Annotated in this window: 26 protein-coding genes; 16 read left to right on the top strand and 10 right to left on the bottom strand. The window is 64.3% G+C overall.

Features of this window, described 5'->3' with window-relative positions; all coding sequences use genetic code 11:
• Positions 1 to 13: 13 nt before the first annotated feature.
• The gene (locus FJW06_RS16035) at positions 14 to 1,216 is read right to left on the bottom strand and encodes a mandelate racemase/muconate lactonizing enzyme family protein (protein ID WP_140753213.1); all 1,203 of its coding nucleotides are present in this window, start codon (positions 1,214 to 1,216) and stop codon (positions 14 to 16) included.
• The gene (locus FJW06_RS16030; protein ID WP_140753212.1) at positions 1,216 to 1,935 is read right to left on the bottom strand and encodes a FadR/GntR family transcriptional regulator; all 720 of its coding nucleotides are present in this window, start codon (positions 1,933 to 1,935) and stop codon (positions 1,216 to 1,218) included. The genes FJW06_RS16035 and FJW06_RS16030 overlap by 1 nt, the downstream gene beginning before the upstream one ends.
• Before the next feature lie 109 nt (positions 1,936 to 2,044).
• Here FJW06_RS16030 and FJW06_RS16025 point away from each other — a divergent pair, with 109 nt between their 5' ends.
• Both FJW06_RS16025 and FJW06_RS16020 read left to right on the top strand, forming a co-directional pair.
• Entirely contained in the window at positions 2,045 to 2,944 is a 900-nt protein-coding gene (locus tag FJW06_RS16025) for an SMP-30/gluconolactonase/LRE family protein (protein WP_140753211.1), read from the top strand.
• Between the two features lie 168 nt (positions 2,945 to 3,112).
• Positions 3,113 to 3,817: an SDR family oxidoreductase gene (locus FJW06_RS16020; RefSeq protein ID WP_140753210.1), complete on the top strand. Its 705-nt coding sequence runs from the start codon at positions 3,113 to 3,115 to the stop codon at positions 3,815 to 3,817.
• 37 nt (positions 3,818 to 3,854) lie between these two features.
• On the opposite strand, the gene FJW06_RS16015 is transcribed toward FJW06_RS16020, so the two are convergent.
• Positions 3,855 to 4,085 carry a hypothetical protein gene (locus FJW06_RS16015; protein ID WP_140753209.1) on the bottom strand — a complete coding sequence of 77 codons (231 nt, stop codon included), beginning with the start codon at positions 4,083 to 4,085 and terminating at the stop codon, positions 3,855 to 3,857.
• Positions 4,086 to 4,224: 139 nt separating this feature from the next.
• Positions 4,225 to 4,668 carry an SRPBCC family protein gene (locus FJW06_RS16010; RefSeq protein WP_140753208.1) on the bottom strand — a complete coding sequence of 148 codons (444 nt, stop codon included), beginning with the start codon at positions 4,666 to 4,668 and terminating at the stop codon, positions 4,225 to 4,227.
• Positions 4,669 to 5,114: 446 nt separating this feature from the next.
• On the opposite strand from FJW06_RS16010, the gene FJW06_RS16005 reads away from it, so the two are divergent.
• From FJW06_RS16005 to FJW06_RS15975, 7 genes are all read left to right on the top strand, one after another.
• Positions 5,115 to 6,581, top strand: a complete 1,467-nt coding sequence (locus FJW06_RS16005) for a family 16 glycosylhydrolase (protein WP_140753207.1) — start codon at positions 5,115 to 5,117, stop codon at positions 6,579 to 6,581.
• Between the two features lie 52 nt (positions 6,582 to 6,633).
• The gene (locus tag FJW06_RS16000) at positions 6,634 to 8,355 is read left to right on the top strand and encodes a type I secretion system permease/ATPase (protein ID WP_140753206.1); all 1,722 of its coding nucleotides are present in this window, start codon (positions 6,634 to 6,636) and stop codon (positions 8,353 to 8,355) included.
• A gap of 3 nt (positions 8,356 to 8,358) precedes the next feature.
• Complete coding sequence (locus FJW06_RS15995; protein ID WP_140753205.1) at positions 8,359 to 9,678, top strand: HlyD family type I secretion periplasmic adaptor subunit; 1,320 nt, start codon at positions 8,359 to 8,361, stop codon at positions 9,676 to 9,678.
• A gap of 349 nt (positions 9,679 to 10,027) precedes the next feature.
• Complete coding sequence (locus FJW06_RS15990) at positions 10,028 to 10,906, top strand: ABC transporter permease (protein WP_140753204.1); 879 nt, start codon at positions 10,028 to 10,030, stop codon at positions 10,904 to 10,906.
• Positions 10,903 to 11,742: an ABC transporter permease gene (locus FJW06_RS15985; RefSeq protein ID WP_140753203.1), complete on the top strand. Its 840-nt coding sequence runs from the start codon at positions 10,903 to 10,905 to the stop codon at positions 11,740 to 11,742. Before FJW06_RS15990 ends, FJW06_RS15985 begins: the two co-directional genes overlap by 4 nt.
• Positions 11,739 to 12,881, top strand: a complete 1,143-nt coding sequence (locus FJW06_RS15980) for an ABC transporter substrate-binding protein (RefSeq protein ID WP_140753202.1) — start codon at positions 11,739 to 11,741, stop codon at positions 12,879 to 12,881. Before FJW06_RS15985 ends, FJW06_RS15980 begins: the two co-directional genes overlap by 4 nt.
• The gene (locus FJW06_RS15975; RefSeq protein WP_140753201.1) at positions 12,874 to 14,031 is read left to right on the top strand and encodes an ABC transporter ATP-binding protein; all 1,158 of its coding nucleotides are present in this window, start codon (positions 12,874 to 12,876) and stop codon (positions 14,029 to 14,031) included. Before FJW06_RS15980 ends, FJW06_RS15975 begins: the two co-directional genes overlap by 8 nt.
• 200 nt (positions 14,032 to 14,231) lie before the next feature.
• Here the strand turns inward: FJW06_RS15975 and FJW06_RS15970 are convergent, their stop codons facing one another.
• Complete coding sequence (locus FJW06_RS15970; protein ID WP_140753200.1) at positions 14,232 to 14,447, bottom strand: hypothetical protein; 216 nt, start codon at positions 14,445 to 14,447, stop codon at positions 14,232 to 14,234.
• 254 nt (positions 14,448 to 14,701) lie between these two features.
• On the opposite strand from FJW06_RS15970, the gene FJW06_RS15965 reads away from it, so the two are divergent.
• Positions 14,702 to 14,938 (top strand): hypothetical protein, encoded by a 237-nt coding sequence (locus FJW06_RS15965; protein ID WP_210238963.1) that lies wholly within the window; start codon positions 14,702 to 14,704, stop codon positions 14,936 to 14,938.
• A 540-nt stretch (positions 14,939 to 15,478) separates the two neighbouring features.
• Here the strand turns inward: FJW06_RS15965 and FJW06_RS15960 are convergent.
• From FJW06_RS15960 to FJW06_RS30825, 3 genes are read right to left on the bottom strand one after another with little or no spacing between them, the layout of a single operon-like run.
• Positions 15,479 to 16,630: an FAD-binding oxidoreductase gene (locus FJW06_RS15960; RefSeq protein WP_181178347.1), complete on the bottom strand. Its 1,152-nt coding sequence runs from the start codon at positions 16,628 to 16,630 to the stop codon at positions 15,479 to 15,481.
• Positions 16,631 to 16,643: 13 nt separating this feature from the next.
• On the bottom strand, positions 16,644 to 17,594 hold the full coding sequence (locus tag FJW06_RS15955) for an aminotransferase class III-fold pyridoxal phosphate-dependent enzyme (protein WP_281404884.1): 951 nt from the start codon (positions 17,592 to 17,594) through the stop codon (positions 16,644 to 16,646).
• A complete protein-coding gene (locus tag FJW06_RS30825) occupies positions 17,594 to 17,962 on the bottom strand; it encodes an aminotransferase class III-fold pyridoxal phosphate-dependent enzyme (RefSeq protein WP_281404883.1) in 369 nt (122 codons plus the stop codon). The genes FJW06_RS15955 and FJW06_RS30825 overlap by 1 nt, the downstream gene beginning before the upstream one ends.
• Before the next feature lie 655 nt (positions 17,963 to 18,617).
• Here FJW06_RS30825 and FJW06_RS15950 point away from each other — a divergent pair.
• Together FJW06_RS15950 and FJW06_RS15945 are read left to right on the top strand one after the other, a co-directional pair.
• A complete protein-coding gene (locus FJW06_RS15950) occupies positions 18,618 to 19,613 on the top strand; it encodes a hypothetical protein (RefSeq protein WP_140753197.1) in 996 nt (331 codons plus the stop codon).
• A gap of 57 nt (positions 19,614 to 19,670) precedes the next feature.
• On the top strand, positions 19,671 to 20,426 hold the full coding sequence (locus FJW06_RS15945) for a hypothetical protein (protein ID WP_140753196.1): 756 nt from the start codon (positions 19,671 to 19,673) through the stop codon (positions 20,424 to 20,426).
• 68 nt (positions 20,427 to 20,494) lie between these two features.
• Here FJW06_RS15945 and FJW06_RS15940 read toward each other — a convergent pair whose 3' ends face one another.
• Together FJW06_RS15940 and FJW06_RS15935 are read right to left on the bottom strand one after the other, a co-directional pair.
• Complete coding sequence (locus tag FJW06_RS15940) at positions 20,495 to 21,472, bottom strand: GlxA family transcriptional regulator (protein ID WP_140753195.1); 978 nt, start codon at positions 21,470 to 21,472, stop codon at positions 20,495 to 20,497.
• Complete coding sequence (locus tag FJW06_RS15935; protein WP_140753194.1) at positions 21,473 to 21,934, bottom strand: VanZ family protein; 462 nt, start codon at positions 21,932 to 21,934, stop codon at positions 21,473 to 21,475.
• 205 nt (positions 21,935 to 22,139) lie between these two features.
• Here FJW06_RS15935 and FJW06_RS15930 point away from each other — a divergent pair, with 205 nt between their 5' ends.
• From FJW06_RS15930 to FJW06_RS15915, 4 genes are all read left to right on the top strand, one after another.
• Positions 22,140 to 22,676: a DUF1629 domain-containing protein gene (locus FJW06_RS15930; RefSeq protein ID WP_140753193.1), complete on the top strand. Its 537-nt coding sequence runs from the start codon at positions 22,140 to 22,142 to the stop codon at positions 22,674 to 22,676.
• A 250-nt stretch (positions 22,677 to 22,926) separates the two neighbouring features.
• Positions 22,927 to 23,787, top strand: coding sequence for a xanthine dehydrogenase family protein subunit M (locus tag FJW06_RS15925; RefSeq protein ID WP_140753192.1), 861 nt, complete (start codon positions 22,927 to 22,929; stop codon positions 23,785 to 23,787).
• Positions 23,787 to 24,263, top strand: coding sequence for a (2Fe-2S)-binding protein (locus FJW06_RS15920; protein ID WP_040980422.1), 477 nt, complete (start codon positions 23,787 to 23,789; stop codon positions 24,261 to 24,263). Before FJW06_RS15925 ends, FJW06_RS15920 begins: the two co-directional genes overlap by 1 nt.
• Positions 24,264 to 24,266: 3 nt before the next feature.
• Complete coding sequence (locus FJW06_RS15915; protein ID WP_140753191.1) at positions 24,267 to 26,531, top strand: xanthine dehydrogenase family protein molybdopterin-binding subunit; 2,265 nt, start codon at positions 24,267 to 24,269, stop codon at positions 26,529 to 26,531.
• Positions 26,532 to 26,549 lie beyond the last annotated feature (18 nt).

The raw sequence follows: 26,549 nt of genomic DNA, 5'->3' as shown, positions 1-26,549 counted from the left end.
CCCTTTGGATTTTTCAGATGCTTGTCGCGTCGCTGATGCGACGGTGGACGGTGTAAGCGCGGTCAAGTTCCGGGCTGAGCGCCAGCCCGAGCCCCGGGCCGGGCGGTACGGTGATCGTGCCGTCCTTGACCTCCGGCAGCACGGTCACCAGGTCGCGGTACCAGGTACGATAGAAGGCTCGCACGCTTTCCTGGACGAGCGCGTTGGGTGCGTTGAGCGACAGATGCGTCGAGGCGGCGAGCACGACCGGACCGGTGCAGTCATGCGGCGCCACCGGCAGCCGCCATGCCTCGGCCATCGAGGCGATCTTGCGCGCTTCCGACAGGCCGCCGCACCAGGAGATGTCGAGCATGACGATGCCGGCCGCCCCCGTCTCCAACAGGTCGCGAAAAGCCCAGCGGCTGCCGAGCGTCTCCGAGGCCGAGATCGGCGCCGGGCTGGCCGCTGCGTAACGCTTCAGGTCACCGAGGCTGTCCATGCGGATCGGGTCCTCGTGCCAGTAAGTCGCGTATGGTTGCAGAGCGCGCGCGATCTTCATGGCCGGCAGGAGCTGCCACATGGAGTGAAACTCGACCATGATGTCCATCTTGTCGCCGACGGCTTTGCGAATCTTCTCAAACGGTTCGAGCGCCGCCTTCAAGTCGGCCGCGGAGATGTCGTTGCCGCGCGTCTTTTCGGCCGCGTGGTCGAACGGCCAGATCTTCATGGCGGTGATGCCGTCCTCGAGCAGTTCCTCGGCCAATTCGCCGGCGCGGTTGAGGAAGCCGTTGAGGTCGTCATAATCCCGGCCGGCGCCAATGCCATAATTGGCCGTCGTCTGGCCCTTGGCGTCCTTGATGTATTCGGTGCCGGCGCAGGTGTTGTAGGTGCGGATGGAGCGGCGGCTGAAGCCGCCCAGCAATTGCGCGACCGGCTGACCGGTCGCCTTACCGAAAATATCCCACAGCGCAATGTCGAAGGCCGAGTTGCCGCGCACCTCGGCCCCGCTGGAGCGGAAGCCTAGATAGCCGACGAGGTCGGCGGCGAGCAGGTCGATCTCTAGGGGATCGCGGCCGATCACCCTGGGCGCGACATATTCGTGCAGGTATTCCTCGACGGTGCGCGACAGGAAGAAGGTCTCGCCGAGCCCGGTGATGCCCTCGTCGGTATGGACTTCGACCCAGAGCAGGTTCGGTCGCTCCTCGATACGGATGGTCTCTATGGCGCGGATCTTCATCAGGCGATCCCCGCATCGAGGAGCGCCTTGACGCTCTTGTCGAAATGCTCGGCCATGTGCTCAGCCGCCAGCCTTGGGTCGCCCTTTAGGATCGCGTCGGCGATGTCCTCATGGCCCTTGATCATCTTGAGCTGTGCCTCGTCGGAGGAACGGGTGCGCCAGCCGATCACCCAGGTACGGCGGGTGACGCCGCTGAAGGCGGTGACGATCAGCGAAAAGACCGGATTGTGCGAGGCCGCCGCGATCGCCTCGTGGAAGGCGATGTCATGCTCCATAACGGCCTCGGGGTTGCTGAAATTCTCGCGCATCAGCCGGGCCGATTGGCCAATGGCCGCCGCCTCCTGGTCGGTGCGGCGGAGCGCGGCGAGCGCGACGGTGCGCATCTCGATGGTACGCCTGACGTCATAGACCTGCTGCACGCTGATCTGCTGGGTGGTGATGCCGTGCTCGATCACCATCGACATGGCGCCGGTGTCGAGCTTGGCGACGGTGGCGCGGCGCCCGGCGCTCATGTCTATCAGGCGCATCGCCGACAGCGAGCGGAAGGCCTCGCGCACCACAGTGCGGGAGACGTTGAGCTGGCGCGTCATGGCAGCCTCGCTGGGCAGCGGATCGCCGGGCGCAAGACCCTCGGACCGGATGTGCTGGGTGATCGCCTGAATCGCCGTGCTGACTAGGCCGGGGCTTGGCTCATCCGGTGGGTCCGTCTGCTCTTGCATTCCGCTCCCTCGAAAAAAGCCTGTATGACAGGTTATTGTCGAATTGCCCATATTTCACACGAAAGATATATGTCAAGCCGATTTTGAAAGCCTGCCCGGAGGAGCCCTCATGCACGAAACGGAAGCCAACCTGATCTTCGACGCACACGACATGGTCGGCGAGAGCCTTGTGTGGGACGAGCGCGTCGGCAGGCTGGTCTGGATCGATATCATCGGCCGCCGGATCCATCGGCTCGATCCGTCGAGCGGAGCGCATGAGCGCTGGCTGACGGGCGACCTCGTCACCTCGGTCGGCCTGCGCGCCGATGGCGGCGCGATCGTCGGCCTGCGCAAGGACATCGCGCTTTGGGATTTCGGCGGGCCATTCCGGACGCTGGCGACGATCGAGGCCGACCGGCCGGGCTCGCGGCTCAACGAAGGCGTGGTCGGGCCGGACGGCTCGCTCTGGGTCGGCACGATGGCCAACAATATCGGGCCGGACGACGCGCCGATGGCGATTACAAGCGATGAAGGCCGGCTCTACCGGGTCGGCTCAAGCGGCGATGTGAGGCGCCTCAGCGAGGACCGGTTCGGCATCACCAACACCATGGTGTGGCTCCCGGACGGGCGCTTCATCACCGCCGACACGATGAAGAACGCGCTCTACAGCTATGATTGGGACCGCAAGGCTGGACGGCTCGGCGAAGCGCGTACCTTCTTCACCGGTTTCGAGCGCGGCCTGCCGGACGGCTCATGCCTGGACGCCGAGGGCTATGTCTGGAACTGCAGGGTGGTTGGCGGAAGCTGCCTCACTCGCATCGCGCCCGACGGCCGGCTCGACCGGATCGTCGAGTTGCCCTGCAGCTGGCCGACGAGTTGCGCCTTCGGCGGCACGGACTTCGCCACATTGTTCGTGACCTCCGCGCGCTTCACCATGAGCGCTGAGCATCTTGCCGCCAACCCTTCCGAGGGCGGCCTGTTCGCGCTCAAGCCCGGCGTGCGCGGCGTGCCGGCCAACCGTTTCGGATGATCTTCCATCGGCCGGCGCGTGGCCGTCGAAGATGGCGGTGAGCGCCTTTGGGGGGCCAGCGCGCGAACCGCCAATCGCGTACGCCTTGGCGCAATCCAATCCGGTTCATGCCCTGTCCGGTCCATGCTAATAGAGGCGTTTTCAACAATTCTACGAATGGATCAGGACATGGCAGGCGAAAAAGTAGCTCTGGTGACGGCGGGCGGCAGCGGCATGGGGGCCGCGGCGGCGAAACGGCTGGCGGCGGACGGGTTCAAAGTCGGCGTGCTCTCCTCCTCCGGCAAGGGCGAGGCGCTGGGCAAGGAACTGGGCGGCTTCGGCGTCACCGGCTCCAACCAGTCGAACGAAGACCTGAAGCGCCTTGCCGACGGCGCGCTGGAGCGCTGGGGCCGCATCGACGTTCTGGTCAACAGCGCCGGCCACGGACCCCGCGCGCAGATCATCGAGATCAGCGACGAGGACTGGCATAAGGGCATCGACACTTATTTCCTCAACGCCGTGCGCCCGACCCGGCTGGTGACGCCGGTGATGCAGAAACAGAAATCGGGCGTCATCATCAACATCTCCACCGCCTGGGCGTTCGAACCGAGCGCGATGTTCCCGACCTCGGCCGTGGCGCGCGCCGGGCTTGCCGCCTTCACCAAGATTTTCGCCGACACCTACGCGGCCGACAACATCCGCATGAACAATGTGCTGCCCGGCTGGATTGACAGCCTGCCGGCGACGAACGAGCGACGCGACAGCGTGCCGATGAAGCGCTACGGCACGTCGGAGGAGATCGCCGCGACGATCTCGTTCCTGGCTTCAAATGGGGCGGCCTACATCACTGGTCAGAATATTCGAGTGGATGGGGGCATCACGCGGGCGGTGTGAAAGGGCGGCATGCGGTCAAAGAGGACACCGGCTCGGATCATCCGGGCCTGCGGGAATTGAGGACCCACAACAAGGCTATCGAAGCCACCAGGACAATCGAATTGCCGATCACGATGTTCCAAAAGCGTGTGGGATCGTCAGCCAGTGCTACCCAATGCAACTTGCCCCGGACTTCGCCGGTCTTGATGCCGCAGGCAATGTTATAGATCGCCAGCGCTGCGAGCGCCGCCATCAGGACGAACAGATCGTTGTTCTTGTTGCGATCCATGGAGCGGCTTTTATCAGCGCTTGGTGAAATTTTGCTTACCCTGGGTAAGGCAGCGGCCGGGAAACCGGCCGCCGCGCATGCTCGGATTGACGCCATCGAAGACGGGAAGGTGCGGCGAAGGCACCGAATTGCTCAGAACCTACTGATTGATCTCCGGCTCGACGAGCTTGGCCAGGTTGCGCAGCGATTCCTGCCAGCCGAGATAGCAGGCCTCGGCAGGGATGGCGTCCGGGATGCCGGCCTGGGTGATGTTGATCTCGGTGCCGACCGACACCTTCTTCAGCATCACGGTCACCTCGATCTGGCCCGGCAGGTTGGGATCGTCGAAGCGATCGGTGTAGCGCAGGCGCTCGCCGGGAACGAGCTCGACGAATTCGCCGCCGAAGGTGTGGCTGTCACCGGTGGTGAAATTGCGGAAGGACATCTTGTAGCTGCCCCCGACCTTGCCCTCGAACTCGTGCACCGTGCAGGTGAAGCCGTTCGGCGGCAACCACTTGGCCAGCGCATCGGTCTCGACGAACGCGCGGTAGACCTTCTCCGGCTTGGTCGCCAGGACGCGGTGCAGTTGGATGGTGCTCGGCATATCGGTATCCTTCCTTTGTTGATCGATGCCCCAAGGACGGGCGGGCCCCGGCCGATCCGACAGAGGCTGTCAAATTTTCTGCCGGGCGGCTACCGTGCGCCTTTCAATGCAGGATATAACGCTACGGTCAGGCTGACATGGTCGGCGGCGCTGGCTGGCCGGGCGCGCAATCGCAAGGGCTGACTGCCCGAAACTCGATGGCGATGGGCGAGGCCTGAGCGGAAGAAAACCTTGCAAAATTAAGTAAAATTGAGAACGGCTCGCGCCATAATTGTATTAGGCCTCACTTATTCTATCGCCATAAAATATCGACAAAAATACCGACAATTTTCTCTGTACCAAATGCTTGTTTTCGGGAACGATAGCCCGCGCTGCAAGTTGGTTCGGATCAGGCACTTGAACTTGCAACAAGCCATCCGGGCGGGGCAGCGCGGAAGGAGTGTCCGATGAGTTTCGTCGTCAACGCGGTAGGCGTTCCTCTTTATTATAGCGGCGCTTCCAACCATTGGTTTTCGGCAACGTCCGGACCGACATTCAACGGTAGCAGCGGCAACGACTCAATCTGGGCCTCCAGCGGCGTCAACGTCACCATGTATGGCGGCCAAGGCGACGACATCTATTACCTCTATTCGGCGGGCAACAAGGTGGTCGAGTACGCCGGACAGGGCATCGACACGATCAACACATGGATGAGCTACACGCTGCCGGACAATGTCGAGAACCTCGTCGTCACCAACGCCCACAACTATGCCTTCGGCAATGCGCTGGACAACATCATCACCGCCACGGCGGGCGGCCAGACGATCGACGGCGGGGCGGGCAACGACGTGCTGATCGATGGCGGCGGCGGCGCGGATGTTTTCATCATCGCGAAGGGCAACGGCAGCGACTCGATCGTCAATTTCGCCTCGAACGACGCTGTGCGGCTCGATGGCTACGGATTCACTTCGTTCGCCGCCGTCCACAACGCCATGATCCAGGCTGGGCCTAATGTGGTGCTGAACCTCGGATCGGGCGAAATCCTCGAATTCAAGAACACCACGATCGACAAATTCCAGCCCAACCAGTTCCAGCTGCCGATCGACAAGTCCGGCATGACGCTGTCCTTCAGCGACGAGTTCAACACGCTGAACCTGCACAACAGCCACGGCGGCACCTGGGACACCAATTTCTGGTGGGGAGCGCCGAATGGCAGCACGCTCACCCGCAATGGCGAACTGCAGTGGTATATCGACGCCAATTACGCCCCGACCAGCTCGATGCATCCGTTCAGTGTGCAGAACGGGGTCCTCACCATCACCGCGGCGCAGGCGCCGGCCGACATCAAGCCGCTGATCAACAATTACGAATACACCTCCGGCATCCTGACCACGCATGACTCCTTCTCGCAGACCTATGGCTATTTCGAAATGAAAGCCGACCTGCCGGAACACGCCGGCGCCTGGCCGGCCTTCTGGCTGCTACCGGAAGACGGCTCCTGGCCGCCGGAGCTCGACGTGATGGAGATGTACGGCCAGAACCCGAATTCGCTGCTGGTGACCGCGCACACCAACCAGACGGGCCAGCACACGACGGTGGGATCCACGGTGAACGTCATGGACACCGCCGGTTTCCATACCTATGGTCTCCTTTGGACCCCGGACAAGCTGGTGTGGACCTATGACGGCGTTCAGGTCGCGGAAGCGGCGACGCCGTCCGACATGAACAAGCCGATGTACATGCTGGTCGATCTCGCGATCGGCGGAGAGGCCGGCGCGCCGCCCGACCATCTCGCCACGCCGGCCCAGATGAAGATCGACTATATCCACGCCTACACGCTGAACGACCTGCCAAGCCAGGCGCTGGCGCTGTCCAGTCACACTACAAGCAGCACGCAGCACCATTTCGACGCGGCAAGTGAGCATTCGGTCTGAACCGGACGTTTAGGCGACGGCGCGTGATCGGGCTTCGAGAGGAAGTGCGGGAATGACCGGACAATCGGGACTGCGGCCCGTCTTGCGTCGAGCCATCGCCGATGTCGGCCTGTTTTCGCTGCTCATCAACCTGTTGCTGCTGGTGATCCCGCTCTACCTGCTCCAGGTCTATGACCGGGTGCTGCCTTCCTCGAGCTCCGAGACCCTTGTCTATCTGTCGGTCATCGCGGTCGCGGCGCTTGGTTTCCTCGGCTTCCTCGATGCCATCCGCGCGATCTATGCGCAGCGCGTGGCCGCGACGGTCAACGACAGGCTGGGCGCCAGAATGTTCGGCGCTTCGCTCGGCTCCGGCAATGCGCAGTCGCCCCTCGCAGACCTTGCCTCGGTCTGCGCCTTCATCCGCTCGCGCGGCGTCTCGGTGCTGTTCGACCTGCCCTTCGCGCCGGTCTTCCTCGCATTGCTCTACCTGATCCATCCGCTGTTGTTCTGGGTCACGCTCGGCGGCGCGGCGCTGCTCGTCGTGCTGGTCTTCGCCAACCAGCTTGCCATCGGCAGGAACGATGCGCTCTCGGCGGAGCGCTCGGCCTTGGCCAGCCGGGCCGAGCAGGCCTTCGCCCGCAACGCCGACACGCTGCGCGCCATGGGCATGGTGGAAAATGCTGCGCGCGCATGGGGACGGCACGTGGCCGAGGCGCTTGTCCTGCATGACCGCTCGGCCGGCGCCAACGCCGTCTTCAGCGGTGCGTCCAGGGCGCTGCGCATGATGCTGCAGCTGGCGATCCTCGGAACCGGCGCCTGGCTGGTGCTCCAGAGCGAGATGACAGCCGGCATGATCTTCGCCTCCTCGCTGGTGTCGTCGCGCGCGCTGCAGCCGCTCGACCAGTTGATCGGCTCCTGGCGGCAGCTCGGTGAGGCGAGGCGCGCCTGGGCGCGGCTGGGAAACGCACTTGCGGCGCAACCGGGAGAAGCACACAAGTTCATCTTGCCCGACCCGACGGGCGCTATTTCTGCGCAGGATCTTTTCTTCATCGCGCCGAATGCCACGTTCGGCGCCGAGCCGATCCTGAAGCGGTTGAGCTTCGCGATAGCCGCCGGCGAAGCGGTGGCGATCGTCGGCCCGAGCGGCGCCGGCAAATCGACGCTGGCGCGGCTGCTTGTCGGCGCCGAGCAGCCGAGCGGCGGCTTGGTCCGAATCGACGGCGCCGAACTCAGGACCTGGGATGAAAACCAGCTCGGCCGGCATATCGGCTATCTGTCGCAGGAGGTGGAGCTTTTTCCCGGCTCGATCGCCGACAACATCGCCCGCTTCGACCCGACAGCCAACGACGCGGCAATCGTCGAAGCGGCAAAGCGCGCCGAGGCGCATGAGCTGATCCTTTCGCTGCGCGACGGCTACCAGACGACGATCGCCGGCACGCTGTCGGGCGGCGAACGGCAGCGGATCGGACTGGCGCGCGCCTTCTACGGCAACCCGCGCATCCTGGTGCTGGATGAGCCGAGCACGCATCTCGACGGCGCCGGGGAGACGGCGCTGGAAGCGGTGCTTGCGGCGGCTCGCACTGCCAGCGTCACCACGATCGTGATCACGCATCGCCCCGCGATCGCCGCGGCTTGCGACCGTGTGATGGTCTTGCGCGGCGGTGTCATCGAGGCGTTCGGGCCGAGCGCGGAGATCTTGCGGCAACCGGCGAAAGGCGCGCAGCGGAACACAGTGGTGACCGGATCGTTCGCACCGACCATCCGCGCCGCGCCGACTGTCCGTTACGGTTCGTAGACGATGTCCACCCAGAGCCTCACCTTCGACGGCCGCCCGCGCACGGATTTCCGCCGCACCGCCTTCGCCGGCTACGCGGCGATCGCGCTGATGGTCGGCGGCTTCGGCACTTGGGCGGCGAGCGCACCTCTGGCGGGCGCCGTGATCACGCAAGGTACGATCGCGGCGACGGGCGGCAATATCCTGATCCAGCATCGCGAGGGCGGCATCATCAAACAATTGCTGGCGCATGAAGGCGACCACGTGCGCGAAGGCCAAGGCCTCATCCTGCTTGACCGGACCGCCGCGGAGGCCGATCTCAACCGGCTGACGAGACAATGGATCGCGCTCAAGGCCAGTGCGGCGCGGTTGGAGGCCGAGCGCGACGGGCTCGCCACGCTGGCGCCGATCAACGAGCCAGCGCCCGCGCCGTTCCAGCAGGAGTTCCAGAACCTGATCCGCGAACAGCAGAAGGAGTTCGACGCCAGGCTCGCACGATTCCGCTCCGAGCAGTCGATCCTGGCGCAGCGCGTCGCCATGCATCGCGAGTCGGTCAAAGGGCTGAACGCGCAGAAGGCAGCCATCGAGCAGCAGGCCGAGGTGGTGAAGAAGGAGCTCGGCATCAAGACCGACCTGCTCGGCAAGGGCCTCACCAACCGCACCGAGTATTCTCAGCTCTTGCGCTCGGAGGCCGACCTGGTCGGCCAGGCTGGCGCGTTGGAGGCCGACCTCGCCTCGGCCAACACGCAGATCGTGGAGGCGGAGGCGCAGACCGAACGCGCCACCACGCAGCGCGTCGAGGAAGCGCTGACCAAGCTCGACGACGTGCGCACCAACCTCGCCGATATCGAGGAGCGGGTACGCGCCGCGCAAGCGGTGCTCGCGCGCACGACGATCACCGCGCCCGCGGCGGGCATCGTCGTGTCCTCGACCTACAATTCGCAAGGCAGCGTGGTCGCACCCGGCGAAAAGATCATGGAGATCCTGCCCACGTCATCCGGCCTGGTGGTGGACGCCCGGCTGAGGCCGAAGGACATCGACCAGGTGCATGTCGGCCAGTCGGCAAAGCTCCGCCTGTCGGCGCTCAACACACGGCTCACGCCGGAAGTGCCGGCCACGGTGAGCGAGATTTCCGCCGATCGGCTGATCGACCAAACCACGCACGAACCCTATTTCCGCGCCAAGCTGAAGATCACGGAGGCTCTGCCCACCGGCGTGAAGGCCGAGCAGCTTTATCCCGGCACCCCGGTCGACGCCTTCATCAGCACCGGCGACCGGACTTTCTTCGAGTATCTGGTGCGCCCGATGATGGACTCCTTCGCGCGGGCGTTCAGGGAACGGTAGGCACCGTCAGTTCATAGCCGCGTCTGGACCGCCGCAGGTAAGCTGGATTTCGACACGGATATCGGGCGACGCGAAGCTCGCTCCGACCGTGGCGCGCGCCGGCGGCTCCGCGCCGTGCCGCGGCGCTTGGCTATTTCCTGCTGGCGGGGCTGCTGACGGCGGGCTTCGGTTTCGTCGAGCGTGGGTATTGAGCGGCGACAAAAAGCCGCCCCGATCCCATGAGACCATCGCCCCCTTCCCTGGCTGAATCGAATTTGGGCCAGCGCCTGTAGACATCGCGGCGGCAATGAAACAATCTTCATTGCGGGAACATAAGCGCCTCGAAGAAGGCGCCTACCTTCGGGTGCGCATGAACAATCGCTGGACATTGTATGATCCACGGCTGGCCTGGGTGCTGGTGGCGCCGGTGCTCTTGCTGCTGATCTTTTTCCTGGTGCTGCCGATCGCCGTGATGGCGGCTTACACCTTCTTCACCTTCGTCACCGCCGGCGTGGAAACCAGCGCGCTAACGACCGCCAACTGGCACGAATTCTTCACCGACAGCTACTATCACAGCTTCCTTTTGAAGACGCTGAGGGTCGGCGCCATGACGGCACTGCTGTGCGGCGTGCTCGGCTATTTTCCCGCCTATTTCATCTGGGCGACGACCTTCAAGCACAAATGGCTGCTCTTGCTTCTGCTCATCGTGCCGTTCTGGATCAGCTTTACCATCCGCACCTTCTCGTGGATCAACATCCTGGGCGAACAGGGCGTAATCAACGTCACGCTGCTGAAACTAGGCATCATTCATGAGCCGCTGCAGATGCTCTACAATGAGGGCGCGGTCATCCTGGGCATGCTGCATTTCCTGCTGCCCTACATGATCCTCAACGTCTATGTCAGCCTGGAGAGCATCGACCGCACGCTGATTGCGGCGGCCCGCTCGATGGGCTGCACCAGCGCGCAGGCGTTCCGCGAGGTGACGCTGCCGCTTTCGCTGCCCGGCCTGGCGGCTGGCCTGCTGCTCTGCTTCGTGCTGGCCGCCGGCAGCTATGTGACGCCGCAGCTTCTCGGTTCGGGGCGCGACGCGCTGTTCGGTAATTTGATCTACGACACCATCATGGGAGAGCTGAACTGGCCTATGGGGGCCACGCTTTCGATCGTGCTGTTCGTCGTGCTCGGCTTCTTCGCCGCCATCTATACGCGCTACATGGGCACGTCGCAGATCGTCAAAGGGTTGGGCGGATGACGGCACGACGGAAAGAGGAAGGCCGATGGGCCTGGAGGCTGACCGGCTTCGTCACGGTCTGCGTCTACATCTTCATGTTCGCGCCGATCGTGGCGACGGTCATCCTGTCGTTCAACGCCTCGATGTTCGGCGGCTTCCCGATGACCGGCTTTTCCCTGCAGTGGTACGGCAAGCTGATGGGGAACGAAGCGGTGCTGGCCGCCTTCCGCACCTCGCTGTGGATCGCGCTGGTCACGGCCGCCGTCACCACGGCAATCGGCGTCGTCACCGCCTTCGCGCTGGTGCGCTTCGATTTCCCCGGCAAACAGACGCTCAGCACGCTGGTGATCCTGCCGGCCCTGGTGCCGGAAACCATTCTGGGCGTCGGTCTGCTGGTGCTGATCAAGGCGATCGACCAGCCCAGGACCATGCTTTTGCTGGTGCTCGGCCATATCCTGCTCGCCGTGCCCTATGTGGTGCTGATCACGCAGGCGCGCATGGTCGGCATCCGGCGCGTCTACGAGGAGGCAGCGCTTTCGCTGGGAGCTTCGCGCTTCGCCTCCTTCCGCGAGATCACGCTGCCGCTGCTGATCCCGGCCGTCGTCGCGGGCGCGCTGCTCGCCTTCACCATCTCGTTCGACAACACCTCGGCCAGCCTGTTCTGGCGGCCGGCGGGTGTCGAGACCATGCCCACCCAAATCCTTTCGATGCTGAAAATCTCGATCAGCCCGGAGATCAACGCGCTCGGCACCGTGATGATTGTGGTGACCGTCGGCATCCCGCTGCTCGGCGGCCTGCTGATGCAAAGCTTGACAAAACTGAGAAGACGCGGCGAACCCAAGGAGGAAACACGATGAAACTGACCACCACCAAGCGGCTGGAGCGGCTGCACGACAGATATCTCAACGGCGACGTGAGCCGCCGCACTTTCCTGACGCTGACCGCCGCCGCGGCGGCCTCGACCGGGCTTTCCATGCCATGGATGGGCCGGGCGCTGGCCGCGGTCGAGCAGGTGCGCTTCGACGGCTGGGGCGGCACAGTGCAGGACGCGATCGACAAATTCGCCTTCCAGCCCTACACGGCCAAGACCAAGATCAAAGTGGTCCAGGGCACGTTCGGCGACGAGGACGAGATCATCACCAAGATCAAGACCGCGAAGCCTGGCGACTACCAGGTCATCCATTCCTCCGGCGTCAACTACTACATCAAATACGTCAATGGCGGCCTGACCTCGGAGATCAACGAGGCCAACATTCCCAACATGGCGAATGTATTGCAGCCGATGATCGAGCCGTTCCGCAAGCTGACGCCGAAGCTCTCGGCCGTGCCTTACGACTACGGCACCACCGGCATCGCCTACAACACCACGGTGATCTCACCGGAGGAAGCCAAGGAAAAAGGCGCGCAGCTTCTGCTCGACAAGAAGTATGCCGGCAAGGTCGGCGGCTATTCCGACATGACCACGCGCGTCTGGTACGCGGCCCTGGCCACCGGACAGGACCCCAACAATCTCAAGGACATGGACGCGATCTGGGCCAAGGTGCGCGAGACGCGCGACCTCGCCAAGAAATTCTGGAGCTCGGGCGCGGAACTGATGGACCTGCTGTCCAAGGGCGAGATCGTGGTGACCGATGCATGGTCGGGCCGCGTCGCGGCGCTGCAGGACCAGGGCCACCCGATCGGCTATCTCGATCCGGCCGGCTCCTACGCGTGGATGGAGGACATGCTGATCCTGAAAGGCTCGCCGATGGCCGAGTGCGAGGAGCTTATCAACTTCATGCTCGACCCGGCGACCGCCATCGCAGTGGCCGAAGGCCAGAGCTACCCGCCCTCGCTCGACCCGACCAAGGTCAAGCTGACCGAGAAGATCGAGAAGCTGCCGGCTTTCGATAAGACCGGCACCATGAAGTCGCTGACCTTCGCCGATCCAACCTACTGGGCGACCAACGAGGACGCCTGGACCAAGCAGTGGAATAGGATCTCGAAAGGTGCCTGACGGCCAGGACGCGACACTCAACCCCCGGCCGGCATCGGCCGGGGCAGCCGTTGTGAGCGCGGCCGCCGGGACCAACAGCCCGGCGGTCGAGTTCCGCAACATCGATATCGCCTATGGCAAGTTCGTCGCGGTGCGCGATTTCTCCTTGTCGATCCGCAAAGGCAGCTTCGTTACGCTGCTTGGCCCTTCGGGCTGCGGCAAGACAACGATCCTGCGCTCCATCGCCGGCCTGGTGGATATTTCGGCCGGCCAGATCATGATCGGCGGGCAGCGCGTCGACGACGTGCCGATCTACAAGCGCAATATTGGGCTGGTGTTCCAGAGCTATGCGCTTTTTCCGCACAAGAGCGTGTTCGACAATGTCGCCTTCGGGCTGAAATACCGCAACGTCGCCAAGCCCGAGATCAGACGCAAGGTCGGCCAGGCGCTCGACATGGTGCGGCTGCCGGGCAGCGAGAGGAAGCTGCCGTCGCAATTGTCGGGAGGCCAGCAGCAGCGCATCGCGCTGGCGCGCGCCATCGTCTTCGAGCCGCAGGTGCTTCTGCTCGACGAGCCGCTCTCGGCGCTCGACGCCAATATGCGCGAGGAGATGCGCGTCGAGATCAAGAAGATCCAGAAGGAGACCGGCATCACCGCCATCTTCGTCACGCATGACCAGGAAGAAGCGCTCTCCATGTCGGACCGCATCGTGGTGATGAATGCCGGCTCGGCCGAGCAGATCGGCACGCCGGAAGAGGTCTATGAGCGGCCGGCCACCGCCTTCGTCGCCGACTTCCTCGGCAAGGCCAACATGCTTTCAGGTATCGTGAGCAAAGCCGACGGGCCGACGGCGGTCACGCTAGCCAGCGGCCAGACGGTCAATGTGCTGGCGTCCAAACCCCTGGCGCGGGGCAGCGCCGTCACCGTCGTGGTGCGGCCGCAGAAACTTTCGGTCGGTGGAGCGAGCGCCAACAGGTTGCCCGGCCGGATCGTGTCGGCCTCCTATCTCGGCGGAAGCGCCATCTACGAGGTCGACATAGGCGGCAAGGCGAACGTCCGCGCCAACGTCCCGATCGACGGCCGCGTGCTCCGCGAAGGCGAAGCGATCGAGCTCGGCTTCGACCCGGGCGACTGTGTCCTGCTGGACGAGGCCGGGCAGCGGATTTCCTGAAGGCCGCGGCCACCTTCCCGGGGGCATGGGCCGTTGCCACGCATGCACCACAGCGGCGGCCTTCCGTCAGCGGTTCGCCGTTTCATCGAAGCAGCGACCCGGTCTATGCCCTTGCTTTGACGCAATTCCCGACGGAGAACCGCCTTGGCGGTCCGTAGGCCGTTATGTAATCAGTAAAATCCCTTGTCGACTATTACCGCTCATTTCTTGGAGAGAAACGCCTTGCAGGCAGGAGTGAGCTCACTGAGATGCTGTTTAAGGCAGCTCAATCCCTTTGCATTGTCGACCATCTTGCACAATCGCTGGGCATCCGCCCTGCATGGTGTTTTGTAGGCATCTTTCGCTAAGGCGGCGTCGGCGAGGAAAAGCGATGTGGAAGCCAGAAGCGCCAGTCCAAGTGATTTCTGTTTGCGCATGACTTAATTCCCCTCTGAAAATGAGCATAGTAACGCGGCCTTATATACGCGAATCCTGATATAATCGGAAGAAGGACTTCGTTACGACGCGCTCGGTGCCGCATCGGCAAAGGGCGATATTTCAAACTGAGAACTTGCCAGATTTCACGGTAATTTCGACGCCCGCTCCAACGCTGGTTCCCCCGGTCGTCAACGACACTCCTCCATCGACGACGGGATCGCGCCGCAAAACGATGGAGACGACGATAACGACCGTGGAACACACCGCTTGTAAAACCGGCCGCGCGGGCCTCGGCCTTACCGGCTTTGCCGGCCGCTCACTCAGACTTTTCTACCGTGCAATGAGGATGCGCAGCGACCGCGCCGCCATGCAGGCCATGCCCGACTGTCTGCTCAAGGACCTGGACATCGCCCGTTCTGAAATCGATCATTACACCTCGAGGCGCCATGCCTCCGGCGCCGACGGGATGGACATCCGCAACGCCCGCTGATCGCCGATGGCGATCGTCTCACGCCGTCGACAGGCCCCGAGCTTCCCCTCGCCCCGGGCGCTTTGCGTTCCGGCGCATCCGGGTCAAGACACTTCGTTCAAACGATACGTCAAACGTCAATTTCCAGGGTAGGCGTATTGCGGCAGGTTGCTCCGCCGGATGCGCTATCGGTTTCGCCTGCATCGCATGCCCCCGTTCGATGAACGCCAGCCCAGACGTAGGCGGGCAGTCTACCTCAAATCGGGAGTCTCACATATGGCTCGCAACGGACCGGCCGGAGATCAATGCGGCGTGTCGCCCCCTGACCCCGCCGTCGCCGCAGTGACTGCTTCCTCGACATTCATGCCGGCGCTCCTCATCAAAGATGCTGGGCGCCTCCCCGGCAGATGGCGACGATAGCACCGCTTCTTTTCTAATTGCGGCATCGCGAGACCATCGCTCGCGGCCAACATCAGTATCCTCCAGACCCTATTAAAGGCGACCGGATAGTTAACGCGAACGGTCGCACCTTAGACGTTCAGCCTCGTCAAAACGCATCGGTTAGTGACCGGGAACGTTTCGCTCGGCCGATGGCGCCAAGCTCCGCGAACCGGGCACCGAGACCGGCGTGCCATGCAGCACCCAGTCGGCGGCGATCTGGCCGATCACCGGGGCGAGCTGGATGCCGTAGCCGCCGGCACCGGCGGCGGTGACCAGCGCCGGCTCCGAGGCATTGATCGGTCCGACAAAGGGACGATGGTCGGCCGTCACCGGATAAAGTCCGGCCCAACCGCGGCCGAGACGCGCGCCCGGCAGGTCGGGCACACGTTCCAGAAGCAGCTCCGCCAGATCGACCTTCGACTGCTCCTCGCACAGGTCGTTGTAATTGTCGGGATCCTCGGGCGCGATTGACTTCACCTTGTGAATCTCGGCGATCAGCTCGCCCGGCTTTTCGTGGCGGAAGTTAAGGCCGCTGCCCTCGCCGTTCACCAGGTCCATGACCATCGGCATGGTGTAGCCGAGCGGCTCGTCGAGATGGATGACGACGGCCTCATGGCGCTCGGGCCAGATGTGCAGCCGCTGGCCGAAAAGCGCGGCAACCTGCGGCGCCCAGGCGCCGCCCGCATTGACCACGACATCGCAATTGACCGCATCGCCATTGGTTTCCAGCGTATAGCCGCCCGGCCGCCGCTTTACGCCGAGCAGCTTGCGGTACTGGCAGATTGCGCCGCCCTTGGCGCGGACGATATCGGCCAGGAAATTGCACATCTCGTGCGGGTCGAGGAAGCCGTTGTCGGGCCCGAACAATCCGCCTTCGAGGCCATCGGGATTGATGTGCAGCACCAGATCCCTGAGTTCGCCGGCGCGGATCAGGCGCGACCTCAGCCCAGCCTCGGCCTGGATCTCGACGGATCTCGCGAAGAGCGCCATCTGCGCGGGCGTGCGGGCCAGGCGTAGATAGCCGATATGGTTGAAGCGAAGCCCCTCGCCTTCCCATTGGCGGAATCGACGCAGCGAATGAACACGCAGCATGATCTCGAACGGATCGGTCAGCTGCGATCCGACGACGCCGACGGACCGGCCGCTCGAGCCGGAAGCGATCGACTGCGCTTCCAGCACCGTGACGCGCGCGCCCTGCTCAACGAGATTGAGCGCCGTGCACATGCCCAGCGTGCCCGCGCCGATCACCACGACATGAGGAGAAGCTGTCATCTGTGGCCCGCTTTCAGGACTGCGCGGCGATGTCGCCCAGGGTCTGGTCGATCGCTTGAAGAATGGCGCCGGCATCCGCCTCGGTCATCGGCGTCGACAGCGCGAACAGGCCGTAGCTGGCGGAGAGTACGCCACGGCCGAGCAAACCCTTGTGGAAGGCGTCGAACTTCGCGCGCTCGGCCTGGCCCGGATAGACGGACCGGTAGTCCGTGACCGGGTGCGACGTGAAATGAACCTTGAACAGCGAGCCGAGGCCGACGCATTGGCCGGCAAGCCCATGCCTTTCGAATGAGGCCGTGACGCCGTCGCGCAGAAGCGCGCCCAGACGATTGAGATGCGCAAAGCTCTCTTTCGTCAGCGCCTGCATCGAGGCAAGGCCGGCGCGCATGGTCACAGGATTGGCGGTGAAGGTGCCGCCATGCGGAAGCGCGGGCTTGCCGGAGGTTGGATCGAACACCGCCATGATAGCGGCGCGCCCGCCCACGGCACCCACCGGGAAACCGCCGCCGATGATCTTGCCGAGCGCCGTCAGGTCCGGCTCGATGCCCCACAAGCCTTGCGCGCCGGACCATCCCAGCCGGAACGAGATGACCTCGTCGAAGATCACCAGCGCGCCCGCCGCATGGGCGATCTCAACCATGGTCTGAAGATAGTCACGGCGCGCCGGGATCAGCCCGGCGCGGTTGGGCATCGGGTCGATCAGCACGGCCGCGATGGTCTCGCCCTCGGCGGCGAAGACGGCGCGCAAGGCCTCGGTCTCGTTGAAGGGCACGGCGATCACGTCCTCCAGCACGCCGCGCGGCGTGCCCCTGGCATAGGGCGTGGACCTCGGCAGATCGCCCCAGTTGGCGGGCGATGAATCCAGGCTGACTTCGGCGAAATCGTAGGAGCCGTGATAGGCGCCTTCGATCTTGACGATCTTCGGCCGACCGGTGAAGGCACGCGCGGCCTTGATCGCCATCATCACGCCCTCGGTACCGGAGTTGGTGAAGCGGATCTGGTCACCGAGGGCAGACGCTCGACTAGCAACTCGGCAAGCTCGATCTCGCTCAGCGTCGGGGCGCCGAAAGCGGTGCCGGAGGGCAGCTGCCCGGCCACGGCCGCGGTGACATCGGGATGCGCATAGCCGTGGATCATCGCGGTGAAGTTGTTGATGCAGTCGTAATAGGCATTGCCGTCGACATCCCAGACCCTGCAGCCCTCGCCGCGCGCGGCGTAGATCGGGAACGGATCGACGAAGACCGTGGTGCGCGTGTTGCCGCCCGGCATCACCTTCCTGGCGCGCTCGAACAGGGTCTTCGATCCAGGCATGGCGTCGGGATAATGCGGCATGGCTCTCCGAGGGCGAACTTCGACTGTGAACCAGCGGCGCAACCGCCGCTGGTCACCAAAGCTACGGTTGGTTTTCGCGCCGGCGCAATCGGCCAGGCCGGGCATGCGACTCGACCAGGATCATCGCGGCCTCCATCCTTTCGCGCCGGCAGCAACCGGGCAACTCGGGTGCCTCAGATGGGTCGGCGAGATGCCGGTCTGCCGGCGGAAGACATGGCTCAAATCCGGCCACCCATGCATCGGTCTGCACGAGGAGCCGGCGATGTCGACCTGCCGGGCAACGGCGGCACGCGCCGGCCGCAGGTACCGATCTGACTAGTCGATGTCCCTCGATTCTACGGCGAGACCGTGTCAGCCAATGAACGCGAAGCATGATCTCGCCGCCCGACATTAGTCAGTCCGCCATCGAGAAATTTTGCGGCGAGATCATCAGTCATGACATTTAGTCCATTTGGATGATGCGTCCTGCGCCTAAGGCGTACTGGTATAGACATCCCGACAACTGTGCAAAAATACGAATTGTTCAAGGCTATAGGTCGACTTCAACACGGAGCGAACCTTTAAGACAGAAAATCCTAAATTGCGCTCGCATAGCCGGTTTGACGTGTTTCTTGAGCATCGCGAAGAATGCCCAGCAGATAGAGGACCGTGACCAGTGAAATTCATGCATGACCCCTACGATGAGTTCGAGGACGACCCGCGCCCGGCATGGCTTCGCTTCAGCGTGCACCACTGGAGGTGGAGCGCCGTCCCTGGATGCATCCTCCTCCTGGCGCTGATATCTCCGGCGGACAATGACGCCGAAATGCAGCGACAGATCATGGCGGCGCAAAGTGAGTTGGCTTCGGCCAAAGCTCAACTGGGCCAAAGCCGGCACGCCGAGCGCAGCGCAAGCGCGCAGGTAAAAGTGCTGGCCGGCACCTCCGCGGAGCAGGCAAAAGCCCTGAATGATGCGACGCAAAGCAACGAAGCGCTCAAACTCGACCTCGAAGCGGCCCAGCGGGTCATCAGGGGCTTGAAAGCAGAAGCCATTTCCTCGAACGAAGCACGTAACGCCAAGGATGCGTCCCTGGCCGAGTCAAATCGATTGCTTGCCGAAGAGCGGCACAAGGTCGAACAATTCGAGCACGAACTCGCAATGGTCCGCCAAGCCGGCGAGGCCGGTGAGAAACGCGCGGATCTGGCTGCGGCCGAGCGGGCCACCGCTCTAAAGGACCTCCAGTTGGCGGTTGCTGCCGCAAAGCGTGCCAATGAGGCATTGGATTTGGAGCACACGCGCGCGGTTACAGCCGCAAGCGATGCCGATGGCGCTCGTCGGGAAAGAGACGCTGCGAAGCAGGCATCTGCCGACTTGAGCGCTGCGTTGGAGCAAGAGCGTCAAAAGCTGATCGACATGTCCGTGGCGCTCACCGCCGCACGAAAGGCGATCGACCTCGTCAAGGCGCAAAGCGCGCGCCGCACAGCGCAGATGGAGCGTGGGCCGGGGGTGCGTTCCACCGCAGTTCCACCTGTCGACCGGGGTGGTCAATCCGTCCGTCAAACAGGTCTGCAGGACAAGAACAAAGCGAAGATTGCAAGATCGCCGAAACGCGTTCTGGTGGCGACGACAATCACTCTTCCCGACGAGTTGCTCCCGACCCAGCCTAGATGACGACGGCCAGAAGCGCATTTGGGTTGGCGCGAACGCATGCCGCAGAAAGGTCCCGAAATGAGCAGATACATGGCAGTCGCCTTGATGATCGCTGCCGCCACCGGACCAGCGGCGGCCCTTGATGTCGGTGGTGGCGGCAAAGTCGGCGGCCTTGGCGTTGCCGCTGGAGTGAGCGCAGGATCAAAAGGCATCTCCGCGGGTGTGGGGGCAAGTATCGGCGGCTCGGTCGGCGTAAACGTGGGGGCATCAGCGGGCGCGGGCGGGGTTAGCGTTGGCGCCTCGGCAAGTGCAAATGGCACAAGCGTCGGCGCGTCCGCGAACACCGGCACCGGGTCAATCGGCGCACAGGGTTCGGTTGGTGATGCTGCAGCCGGTTCGACAGATACCGGCACAACAACGTCAGGCACCACGGCTACCACGACCCCCGACAGCACCACCGTTTTCGCTGCGAAAAGCGCGACAACCGCAATCAGCCTCCCATCCGTCCTGAAGCCTTCCGGCACAGGTGGCGGCGAGTTTGAACGATTTGCGGCGGGCTATCCCTTCGCGCCCCTGGTGTCGCAGAAAGCGAAACCTGGCACGCCGCCCAAAGTCTTGAGCGCGTGCCGTGCGGCGATCGTATCCGCCGCGACGCCGCTTGGCGCCGTGCGCGTATCCGCGGTCAGCGCCGGCCCGATGCGCAAACGCAACGCCGGTCTGGCGGCGCCGATCGAAGTGCGAATAAGCTACGCTCTCCGAAGTGGCGTTCAAGTGCGACAGGCGAAAGTCCTGTGCCGCCTTAATGCAACGGGCAAGGTCATCGCAGTCACGTAGTGGCCAAACCGCCATTGGCCTAGCCATCGGCAGAGATGCCACCCTGCCGAGATTGCGCACTGCGAGCGCTATTTGGCGACGTTCGCCAACGCCCGGTTCGGATGCCTCACATGGGTCGGCGTGGTCCCGGTCTGCTGGCGGAAGACGCGGCTGAAATGGCCGGCATTGGGGAACCCGCAGCGATAGGCGATCTCGCCGATGGCGAGGTCGCTGCCTTCCAGCAGCGACTTTGCGTAATGGACCCTCAGCGCCAGATAGGCGGCCATCGGGCCGATGCCGAGCTCGGCGCCGAACAGGCGCTCCAGTTGGCGGCGCGAGCAGTTCATCCTGGCGGCGATCTCGGCGACCGAGAGCGTCTCCTGCAAATTGCTTTCCATCAAAAGCAGCGCCCGCTTCACCGCGCGGCTCGCGGCCGCGGGGAAGAGATCGCCGACCGGCTGCACGTCGCGGCTGGAGCGGATGCGGTCGAGAACGAGGATCTTGGCTGCCTTCTCCGCCGCCTTCTGGCCGATGAATTGCGAGACGAAATAGCCGGCGAGGTCGGCGGCACCGGTGCCGCCGGCGCAGGTGGCGCGGCCTCTGTCGACGGAATAGAGGCTGTCGGCATGCGCGCTCACATCGGGGAACTCGGCGCGAAAATCCTTGATGTGGAACCAGCTGACGGCGGCGCTGTAGCCGTCGAGCAGGCCGTAGCGCGCCAAAACGAAGCTGCCGGTGCAAAGCGCGGTGAGCGGCACGCCCTTTTCGGCGGCGCGCATCAGGAACGCCTCCTTTTCCGAACTCAGCCTGCGGCTGGTGTCGAGCAGGCCGCCGACCACCACGACATTGTCGAAATCCTCTGGATTGCCGATCGCCTTCGTCGGCAGCAATTCGACGCCGCAGCTTGCGCGGATCGGCAGGCCGCGCTCGCCGACGATCTCCCAGTCGAACTCGACCCGGCGGCTGCGGTCGCCCTCATCGCCGGCGAGCCGCAGCGTGTCGATGAACAGCGACAGCGGCGAGAGTGTGAAATCGCGCACCAGCAAAAATGCGAACTTCTTGGCCATCTACTTCAGGGATCGTCCATGGTTCGACCGCAGCCTATGCGGAAATCCTTGCGGCGAGCCCTCTGAATACGACGTGCATGAGGTCGCAACACCATTCGGCCGCGAGCGGGCAGCCTGGCGTCGCTCGGCGGCGCGGCTCGCCAACGTGCTGACGAAGCGTCCCAGGACAATCCCCGCGACGCCCGCCGCTGCCTTGAGCAGGGCATCGACAACCCGCGCGTGTCGGCCAGGGTCGAACAGCTGCAGGAACTCGAGAACGCCGGCCACCGCGCAAACGAACAGCACCGTCTGCATCACCCGGGACGGGAACCCGAGCGCCAAGGCTACCCCCAGCAGGATGTAAGCCAAAGCGCGTTCTACGTTGGCGTCGCCCAGATGCGGCCGGAGCTGGATTGGCGACAGCGTTGCAAAGGTGATGAGAGCCAGCATGGCGAGCGCGGCGACACGGGAAATGGAAGTCATGCCCGCTCTTACAGGCCGCTGGCTGTGATAACAATATTGCCGGTGTCGGCCGTTGATCGGTTCCGCACAAGGCCCGAAGCCGGCCTGCTCCGCAATCAGGCTCGAGCTTCCTTGAACGGCGCGCGGGGCCGGTGCATGCTTGCCCGCGCTTCGGCGACCGCCTGGAGCCGCGATCCTCGGACAAAACCAGCGGAGCCATCGGGCGATGACGACCATCCATCAATTCGCCGTGTCGGAGGGGCAGGAATGGGTGCTGCCGGTCGACGACGACGCTTACGAGGCGTTCTTCAGCCTCGATGGACGATCGCTGGAGGGCTGGGAGCCGCCGGTGATGCGGCGCGTCGAGGAAGGCGAGCGGCTCTATTCCGATTTCCCGTGGCTCGGCGAGCACGCGCCGCTGTTGCGCCGGCCGGCCGTCGATGCGCTGGCGGATGCGTTGCGCCCTTACGGCGAGTTGATGGCGCTGCGCGGCGAGATGGTCTGGCTGCTCAATGTCACCAATGTGATCGACGCGCTGGACGAGGCGCGCTCGCAAATCGTGCGGTTCGACGACGGCGACATCCTGACGATCGAGCGATACGCCTTCGACGCCGCCAAGATCGGCACGGCGGAAGTGTTCAAGCTGCCGATGCAGGCTTCCTCGGTCTTCGTCAATGACGTGTTCGTCGAGCGGGTGCGCAAGGCCGGGTTGCGCAACGTGTCGTTCGAGCCGGTATGGACATCGGGAACGGCAATCGCTTGACGAATAACAGTTTTGCGGTTTGCGGTGGGGACGGGCAATGATCAACGCCGGCGCCGCCCCTCATTCGCCCTTCGGGCACCTTCTGCCCGTATAGTGGCGGGGAGAAGGAAGAGGCCACGACGCCCTGGCCTGCCCTCTGGGCGCATCTGGAACAGGGCTCTGGCCCAACCCCGACATGCACGAACGGGATGGCCATTATAACCAGAGGCTTTATAACGGTCGCTGACAAAGCGATCACCAAGGGGAGACGATGCGTTATATACGTCCGCTTTCAATCGAAGATGCCGTTGGCGAGCTCGCCAAGGCGGTAGGCCCGGCCGCCATCCTGGCCGGGGGCAGCGACTTGCTGGTGAGGATGAAGGGCGGCTTCATCGAGCCGGAGCTGATCGTCGACATCAAGCGCATAGGCGGCCTGAGCGACGTCACCGAAACGGCCGACGGTTTCCGGATCGGTGCCGCGGTGCCCTGCGCGGTGCTGGGCGAGAACAAGGCGCTCCGCAAGGCATGGCCGGGCGTGGTGGAGGCGGCAAACCTGATCGGCTCCAAGCAGGTGCAGGGCCGCTGCACCATCACCGGCAATCTCTGCAACGCCTCGCCCGCCGCCGACAGCGTGCCGGCACTAGTGGCCGCGGGGGCCAAGGCGGTGATCGCCGGGCCTTCGGGCAAGCGCACCATTGCGGTAGAAACCGTGCCTACCGGGCCGGGCCGCACCTCTCTCGCCAAAGGCGAGATCATCGAGGCGATCCTGCTCGACAAGCGGCCTGACCATGCCGGCGACGCCTATCTGCGCTTCATTCCGCGCACCGAGATGGACATCGCGGTGGTGAGCGCCGGCGTGAACCTGACGCTGGATGATCACGGCGCGATCAAGACCGCGCGCGTGGCGCTGGGCGCCGCGGCACCCACGGTGCTTCTGGTCGAGGAAGCCGGGCAAGTGCTGGTCGGCTCCAAGCTCGACGAAGCAACATTGGAGCGGCTGGCCAAGATCTGTTCCGGCGCCTGCCGGCCGATCGACGACAAGCGCGGCACCATCGAATTCAGACGGAAAGTTGCGGGCGTGCTGGCGCAAAGGGCCGCCGCTATCGCCTACAAGCGTGTGGGAGGCAAATAATGGCCGGTGTAGCTGTATCAACCACGATCAACGGCGATGCCGTCGAATATCTCTGCCAGCCCGACGAGACGCTGCTGGAAGTGCTGCGCGACCGCCTGGGCCTGACCGGCGCCAAGGAAGGCTGCGGCACCGGCGACTGCGGCGCCTGCAGCGTCATCGTCGATGGCCGCCTGGTCTGCTCCTGCCTGGTGCTGGGCGCCGAAGCCGAGGGCCGCAAGGTCGAGACCATCGAGGGCATGGCGCATGGCGACCAGTTGCACCCGCTGCAGCAGAAATTCCTTGAGCACGCGGCCTTGCAATGCGGCATCTGCACGCCAGGTTTCCTGATCGCGGCGAAGGACCTGCTGGCGAAAAACCCCTCGCCCACCGAGGAGGAAATCCGCTTCGGGCTCGCCGGCAATCTCTGCCGCTGCACCGGCTATGACAAGATCGTGCGCGCCGTCCAGGACGCGGCCAACGTGATGAAGGGAGCCTGATCCATGAATTTCGATCCGCGCTTTTCAGGACGCAAGTTCGCATCCGTCGGCACGCGCCCGATCCGCCCCGACGGCATCGACAAGGTGACCGGGCGCGCCCGCTACGGCGCCGACTTCAACATGGCCGGCCAGTTGGTAGGCCGAATCCTGCGCAGCCCGCATGCGCATGCGGTGATCAAGAGCATCGATACGTCCAAGGCGGAAAAGCTCGCCGGCGTGAAGGCGGTGATCACGGCGAAGGACCTGCCGGACCTCACCGACGGCGATGCCGCCATGTACGACATTCTCGACAATTCGATGGCGCGCAAGAAAGCGCTCTATGACGGCCATGCGGTGGCCGCGGTGGCGGCGATCGACGCCCGCACCGCCCGCCAGGCGCTGAAGCTGATCGAGGTCGACTACGAGGTGCTGCCGCATATCACCGATGTCGACGAGGCCGCGCACCACCACGCGCCGCTGATCAACGACCAGGTCTATACCGAGGGCCTCGAGGAAAAGCCGGCAAAACCCTCCAACATCACCAAGCGCACGCAGTTCGGCCATGGCGATGTCCACAAGGGTTTCGCCGAGGCCGATTTCGTCGTCGAGCGCTCTTTCAAGACCGAGCAGACGCATCAGGGCTATATCGAGCCGCATGCCTGCGTTGCGAGCGTCAATGCGGACGGCACGGCGGACCTCTGGGTCTGCACGCAAGGGCATTTCGTCTACCGCCAGCATTGCGCCCAGCTGCTGGGGCTGGAGGCCTCGAAGCTGCGCGTCACCTCGTCGGAGATCGGCGGCGGCTTCGGCGGCAAGACCCATGTGTGGGCCGAACCGGTGGCGCTGGCGCTGTCGCGCAAGGCCGGCCGTCCCGTGAAGCTGGTGATGACCCGCGACGAGGTGTTCCGCGCCTCAGGCCCGACCAGCGCCACCTCGATCGACGTGAAGATCGGCGCCAGGAAGGACGGTACCATCACCGCCGCGGAAGCGACGCTGCGCTACAGCTGCGGCCCCTATGCCGGTTCTTGGGCCGAGATCGGCGCGATGACGGCGTTCGCCTGCTACAAGCTCGAGAACGTCAAGACCGTCGGCTACGAAGTGCTGGTGAACCGGCCGAAGACCGCGGCCTATCGCGCGCCCTCGGCGCCGATGGCGGCCTTCGCCGTGGAAAGCGTGGTGGACGAGCTCGCCAAGGAGCTCGGCATGGATGCGGTGGACTTCCGCATCAAGAATGCCGCGCAGGAAGGCACTCGCTCGTCCTACGGCCCGGTCTACGGGCCGATCGGCATCGGGCCGACGCTGGAGGCGGTGAAGAACCATCCGCACATGAAGGCGCCGCTGAAGGCCAATCAGGGGCGCGGCATGGCCTGCGGCTTCTGGTTCAATTTCGGTGGCCAGACCTGCACCGACCTCAACATCGGCATGGACGGCTCGGTGTCGCTGGCCGTGGGCACGGTGGATGTGGGCGGCTCCCGCGCCTCGCTGTCGCTGGTGGCGGCGGAGGAACTCGGCATCGACTATTCCCAGGTCAAGGCGATCGTCGCCGACACCTCTTCGCTCGGCTACAACGACATGACCGACGGCAGCCGCGGCACCTTCTCCTCCTCGATGGCGACGATCTCGGCCGCGCGCAACGCGATCAAGATCCTGCGCGAGCGCGCGGCGCAGACCTGGGACATCCCGGTGGAGGACGTGGTCTGGGAAAAGGGCCATGCCATCGCCAAGGGCGAGAAATACGGCAACCTGTCGCCGCTGTCGCTGAAGGAGATCGCCGCCAGTTCCGGCAAGACGGGCGGGCCAATCGCCGGCCATAGCGAGCTCGTGGCCGACGGCGCGGGCGTTTCCTTCGCCACCCATATCTGCGACGTCGAGGTCGACCCCGAGACCGGCTCGACCCGTGTGATCCGCTACACGGTGGTGCAGGATGCCGGCAAGGCGGTGCACCCGACCTATGTCGAGGGTCAGTACCAGGGGGGTGCGGCGCAAGGCATCGGCTGGGCGCTCAACGAGGAGTATATCTACGGCAAGGACGGGCGGCTGCAGAATGCGGGCTTCCTCGACTACCGCATCCCGGTCTGCTCCGACCTGCCGATGATCGACACGCAGATCCTGGAAATCCCCAACCCCAACCACCCCTATGGCGTGCGCGGCGTGGGCGAAACCTCGATCGTGCCGCCGCTGGCAGCGATCGCCAACGCGGTGTCGAACGCGGTGGGCGTGCGCATGACCCACATTCCGATGTCGCCGCCGCGGATCCTGGCGGCGCTGGACGCGGAACGGGAAGGCTAATGCTGAAAAGCGCGCAGC

Source organism: Mesorhizobium sp. B4-1-3 (genome assembly GCF_006439355.1).
Classification (GTDB): domain Bacteria; phylum Pseudomonadota; class Alphaproteobacteria; order Rhizobiales; family Rhizobiaceae; genus Mesorhizobium.
The sequence above is the reverse complement of the archived record's forward strand: the minus strand, read 5'-3'. Positions and strand labels throughout refer to the sequence as shown.

Excerpts from the sequence above, each read along its gene's own strand:
- FJW06_RS16020 (WP_140753210.1), top strand. The coding sequence starts at position 3,113 with ATGGCAGGCGAAAAAGTAGCTCTGGTGACGGCGGGCGGCAGCGGCATG.
- FJW06_RS15935 (WP_140753194.1), bottom strand. The coding sequence starts at position 21,934 with ATGACTTCCATTTCCCGTGTCGCCGCGCTCGCCATGCTGGCTCTCATC.
- FJW06_RS15985 (WP_140753203.1), top strand. The coding sequence starts at position 10,903 with ATGACGGCACGACGGAAAGAGGAAGGCCGATGGGCCTGGAGGCTGACC.
- FJW06_RS16015 (WP_140753209.1), bottom strand. The coding sequence starts at position 4,085 with ATGGATCGCAACAAGAACAACGATCTGTTCGTCCTGATGGCGGCGCTC.
- FJW06_RS16025 (WP_140753211.1), top strand. The coding sequence starts at position 2,045 with ATGCACGAAACGGAAGCCAACCTGATCTTCGACGCACACGACATGGTC.
- FJW06_RS15925 (WP_140753192.1), top strand. The coding sequence starts at position 22,927 with ATGCGTTATATACGTCCGCTTTCAATCGAAGATGCCGTTGGCGAGCTC.
- FJW06_RS15920 (WP_040980422.1), top strand. The coding sequence starts at position 23,787 with ATGGCCGGTGTAGCTGTATCAACCACGATCAACGGCGATGCCGTCGAA.
- FJW06_RS15960 (WP_181178347.1), bottom strand. The coding sequence starts at position 16,630 with ATGACAGCTTCTCCTCATGTCGTGGTGATCGGCGCGGGCACGCTGGGC.
- FJW06_RS15940 (WP_140753195.1), bottom strand. The coding sequence starts at position 21,472 with ATGGCCAAGAAGTTCGCATTTTTGCTGGTGCGCGATTTCACACTCTCG.
- FJW06_RS15930 (WP_140753193.1), top strand. The coding sequence starts at position 22,140 with ATGACGACCATCCATCAATTCGCCGTGTCGGAGGGGCAGGAATGGGTG.
- FJW06_RS15995 (WP_140753205.1), top strand. The coding sequence starts at position 8,359 with ATGTCCACCCAGAGCCTCACCTTCGACGGCCGCCCGCGCACGGATTTC.
- FJW06_RS16010 (WP_140753208.1), bottom strand. The coding sequence starts at position 4,668 with ATGCCGAGCACCATCCAACTGCACCGCGTCCTGGCGACCAAGCCGGAG.
- FJW06_RS16030 (WP_140753212.1), bottom strand. The coding sequence starts at position 1,935 with ATGCAAGAGCAGACGGACCCACCGGATGAGCCAAGCCCCGGCCTAGTC.
- FJW06_RS30825 (WP_281404883.1), bottom strand. The coding sequence starts at position 17,962 with ATGCCGCATTATCCCGACGCCATGCCTGGATCGAAGACCCTGTTCGAG.
- FJW06_RS15980 (WP_140753202.1), top strand. The coding sequence starts at position 11,739 with ATGAAACTGACCACCACCAAGCGGCTGGAGCGGCTGCACGACAGATAT.
- FJW06_RS15990 (WP_140753204.1), top strand. The coding sequence starts at position 10,028 with ATGAACAATCGCTGGACATTGTATGATCCACGGCTGGCCTGGGTGCTG.
- FJW06_RS15970 (WP_140753200.1), bottom strand. The coding sequence starts at position 14,447 with ATGCGCAAACAGAAATCACTTGGACTGGCGCTTCTGGCTTCCACATCG.
- FJW06_RS16005 (WP_140753207.1), top strand. The coding sequence starts at position 5,115 with ATGAGTTTCGTCGTCAACGCGGTAGGCGTTCCTCTTTATTATAGCGGC.
- FJW06_RS15945 (WP_140753196.1), top strand. The coding sequence starts at position 19,671 with ATGAGCAGATACATGGCAGTCGCCTTGATGATCGCTGCCGCCACCGGA.
- FJW06_RS16000 (WP_140753206.1), top strand. The coding sequence starts at position 6,634 with ATGACCGGACAATCGGGACTGCGGCCCGTCTTGCGTCGAGCCATCGCC.
- FJW06_RS15915 (WP_140753191.1), top strand. The coding sequence starts at position 24,267 with ATGAATTTCGATCCGCGCTTTTCAGGACGCAAGTTCGCATCCGTCGGC.
- FJW06_RS15955 (WP_281404884.1), bottom strand. The coding sequence starts at position 17,594 with ATGATGGCGATCAAGGCCGCGCGTGCCTTCACCGGTCGGCCGAAGATC.
- FJW06_RS16035 (WP_140753213.1), bottom strand. The coding sequence starts at position 1,216 with ATGAAGATCCGCGCCATAGAGACCATCCGTATCGAGGAGCGACCGAAC.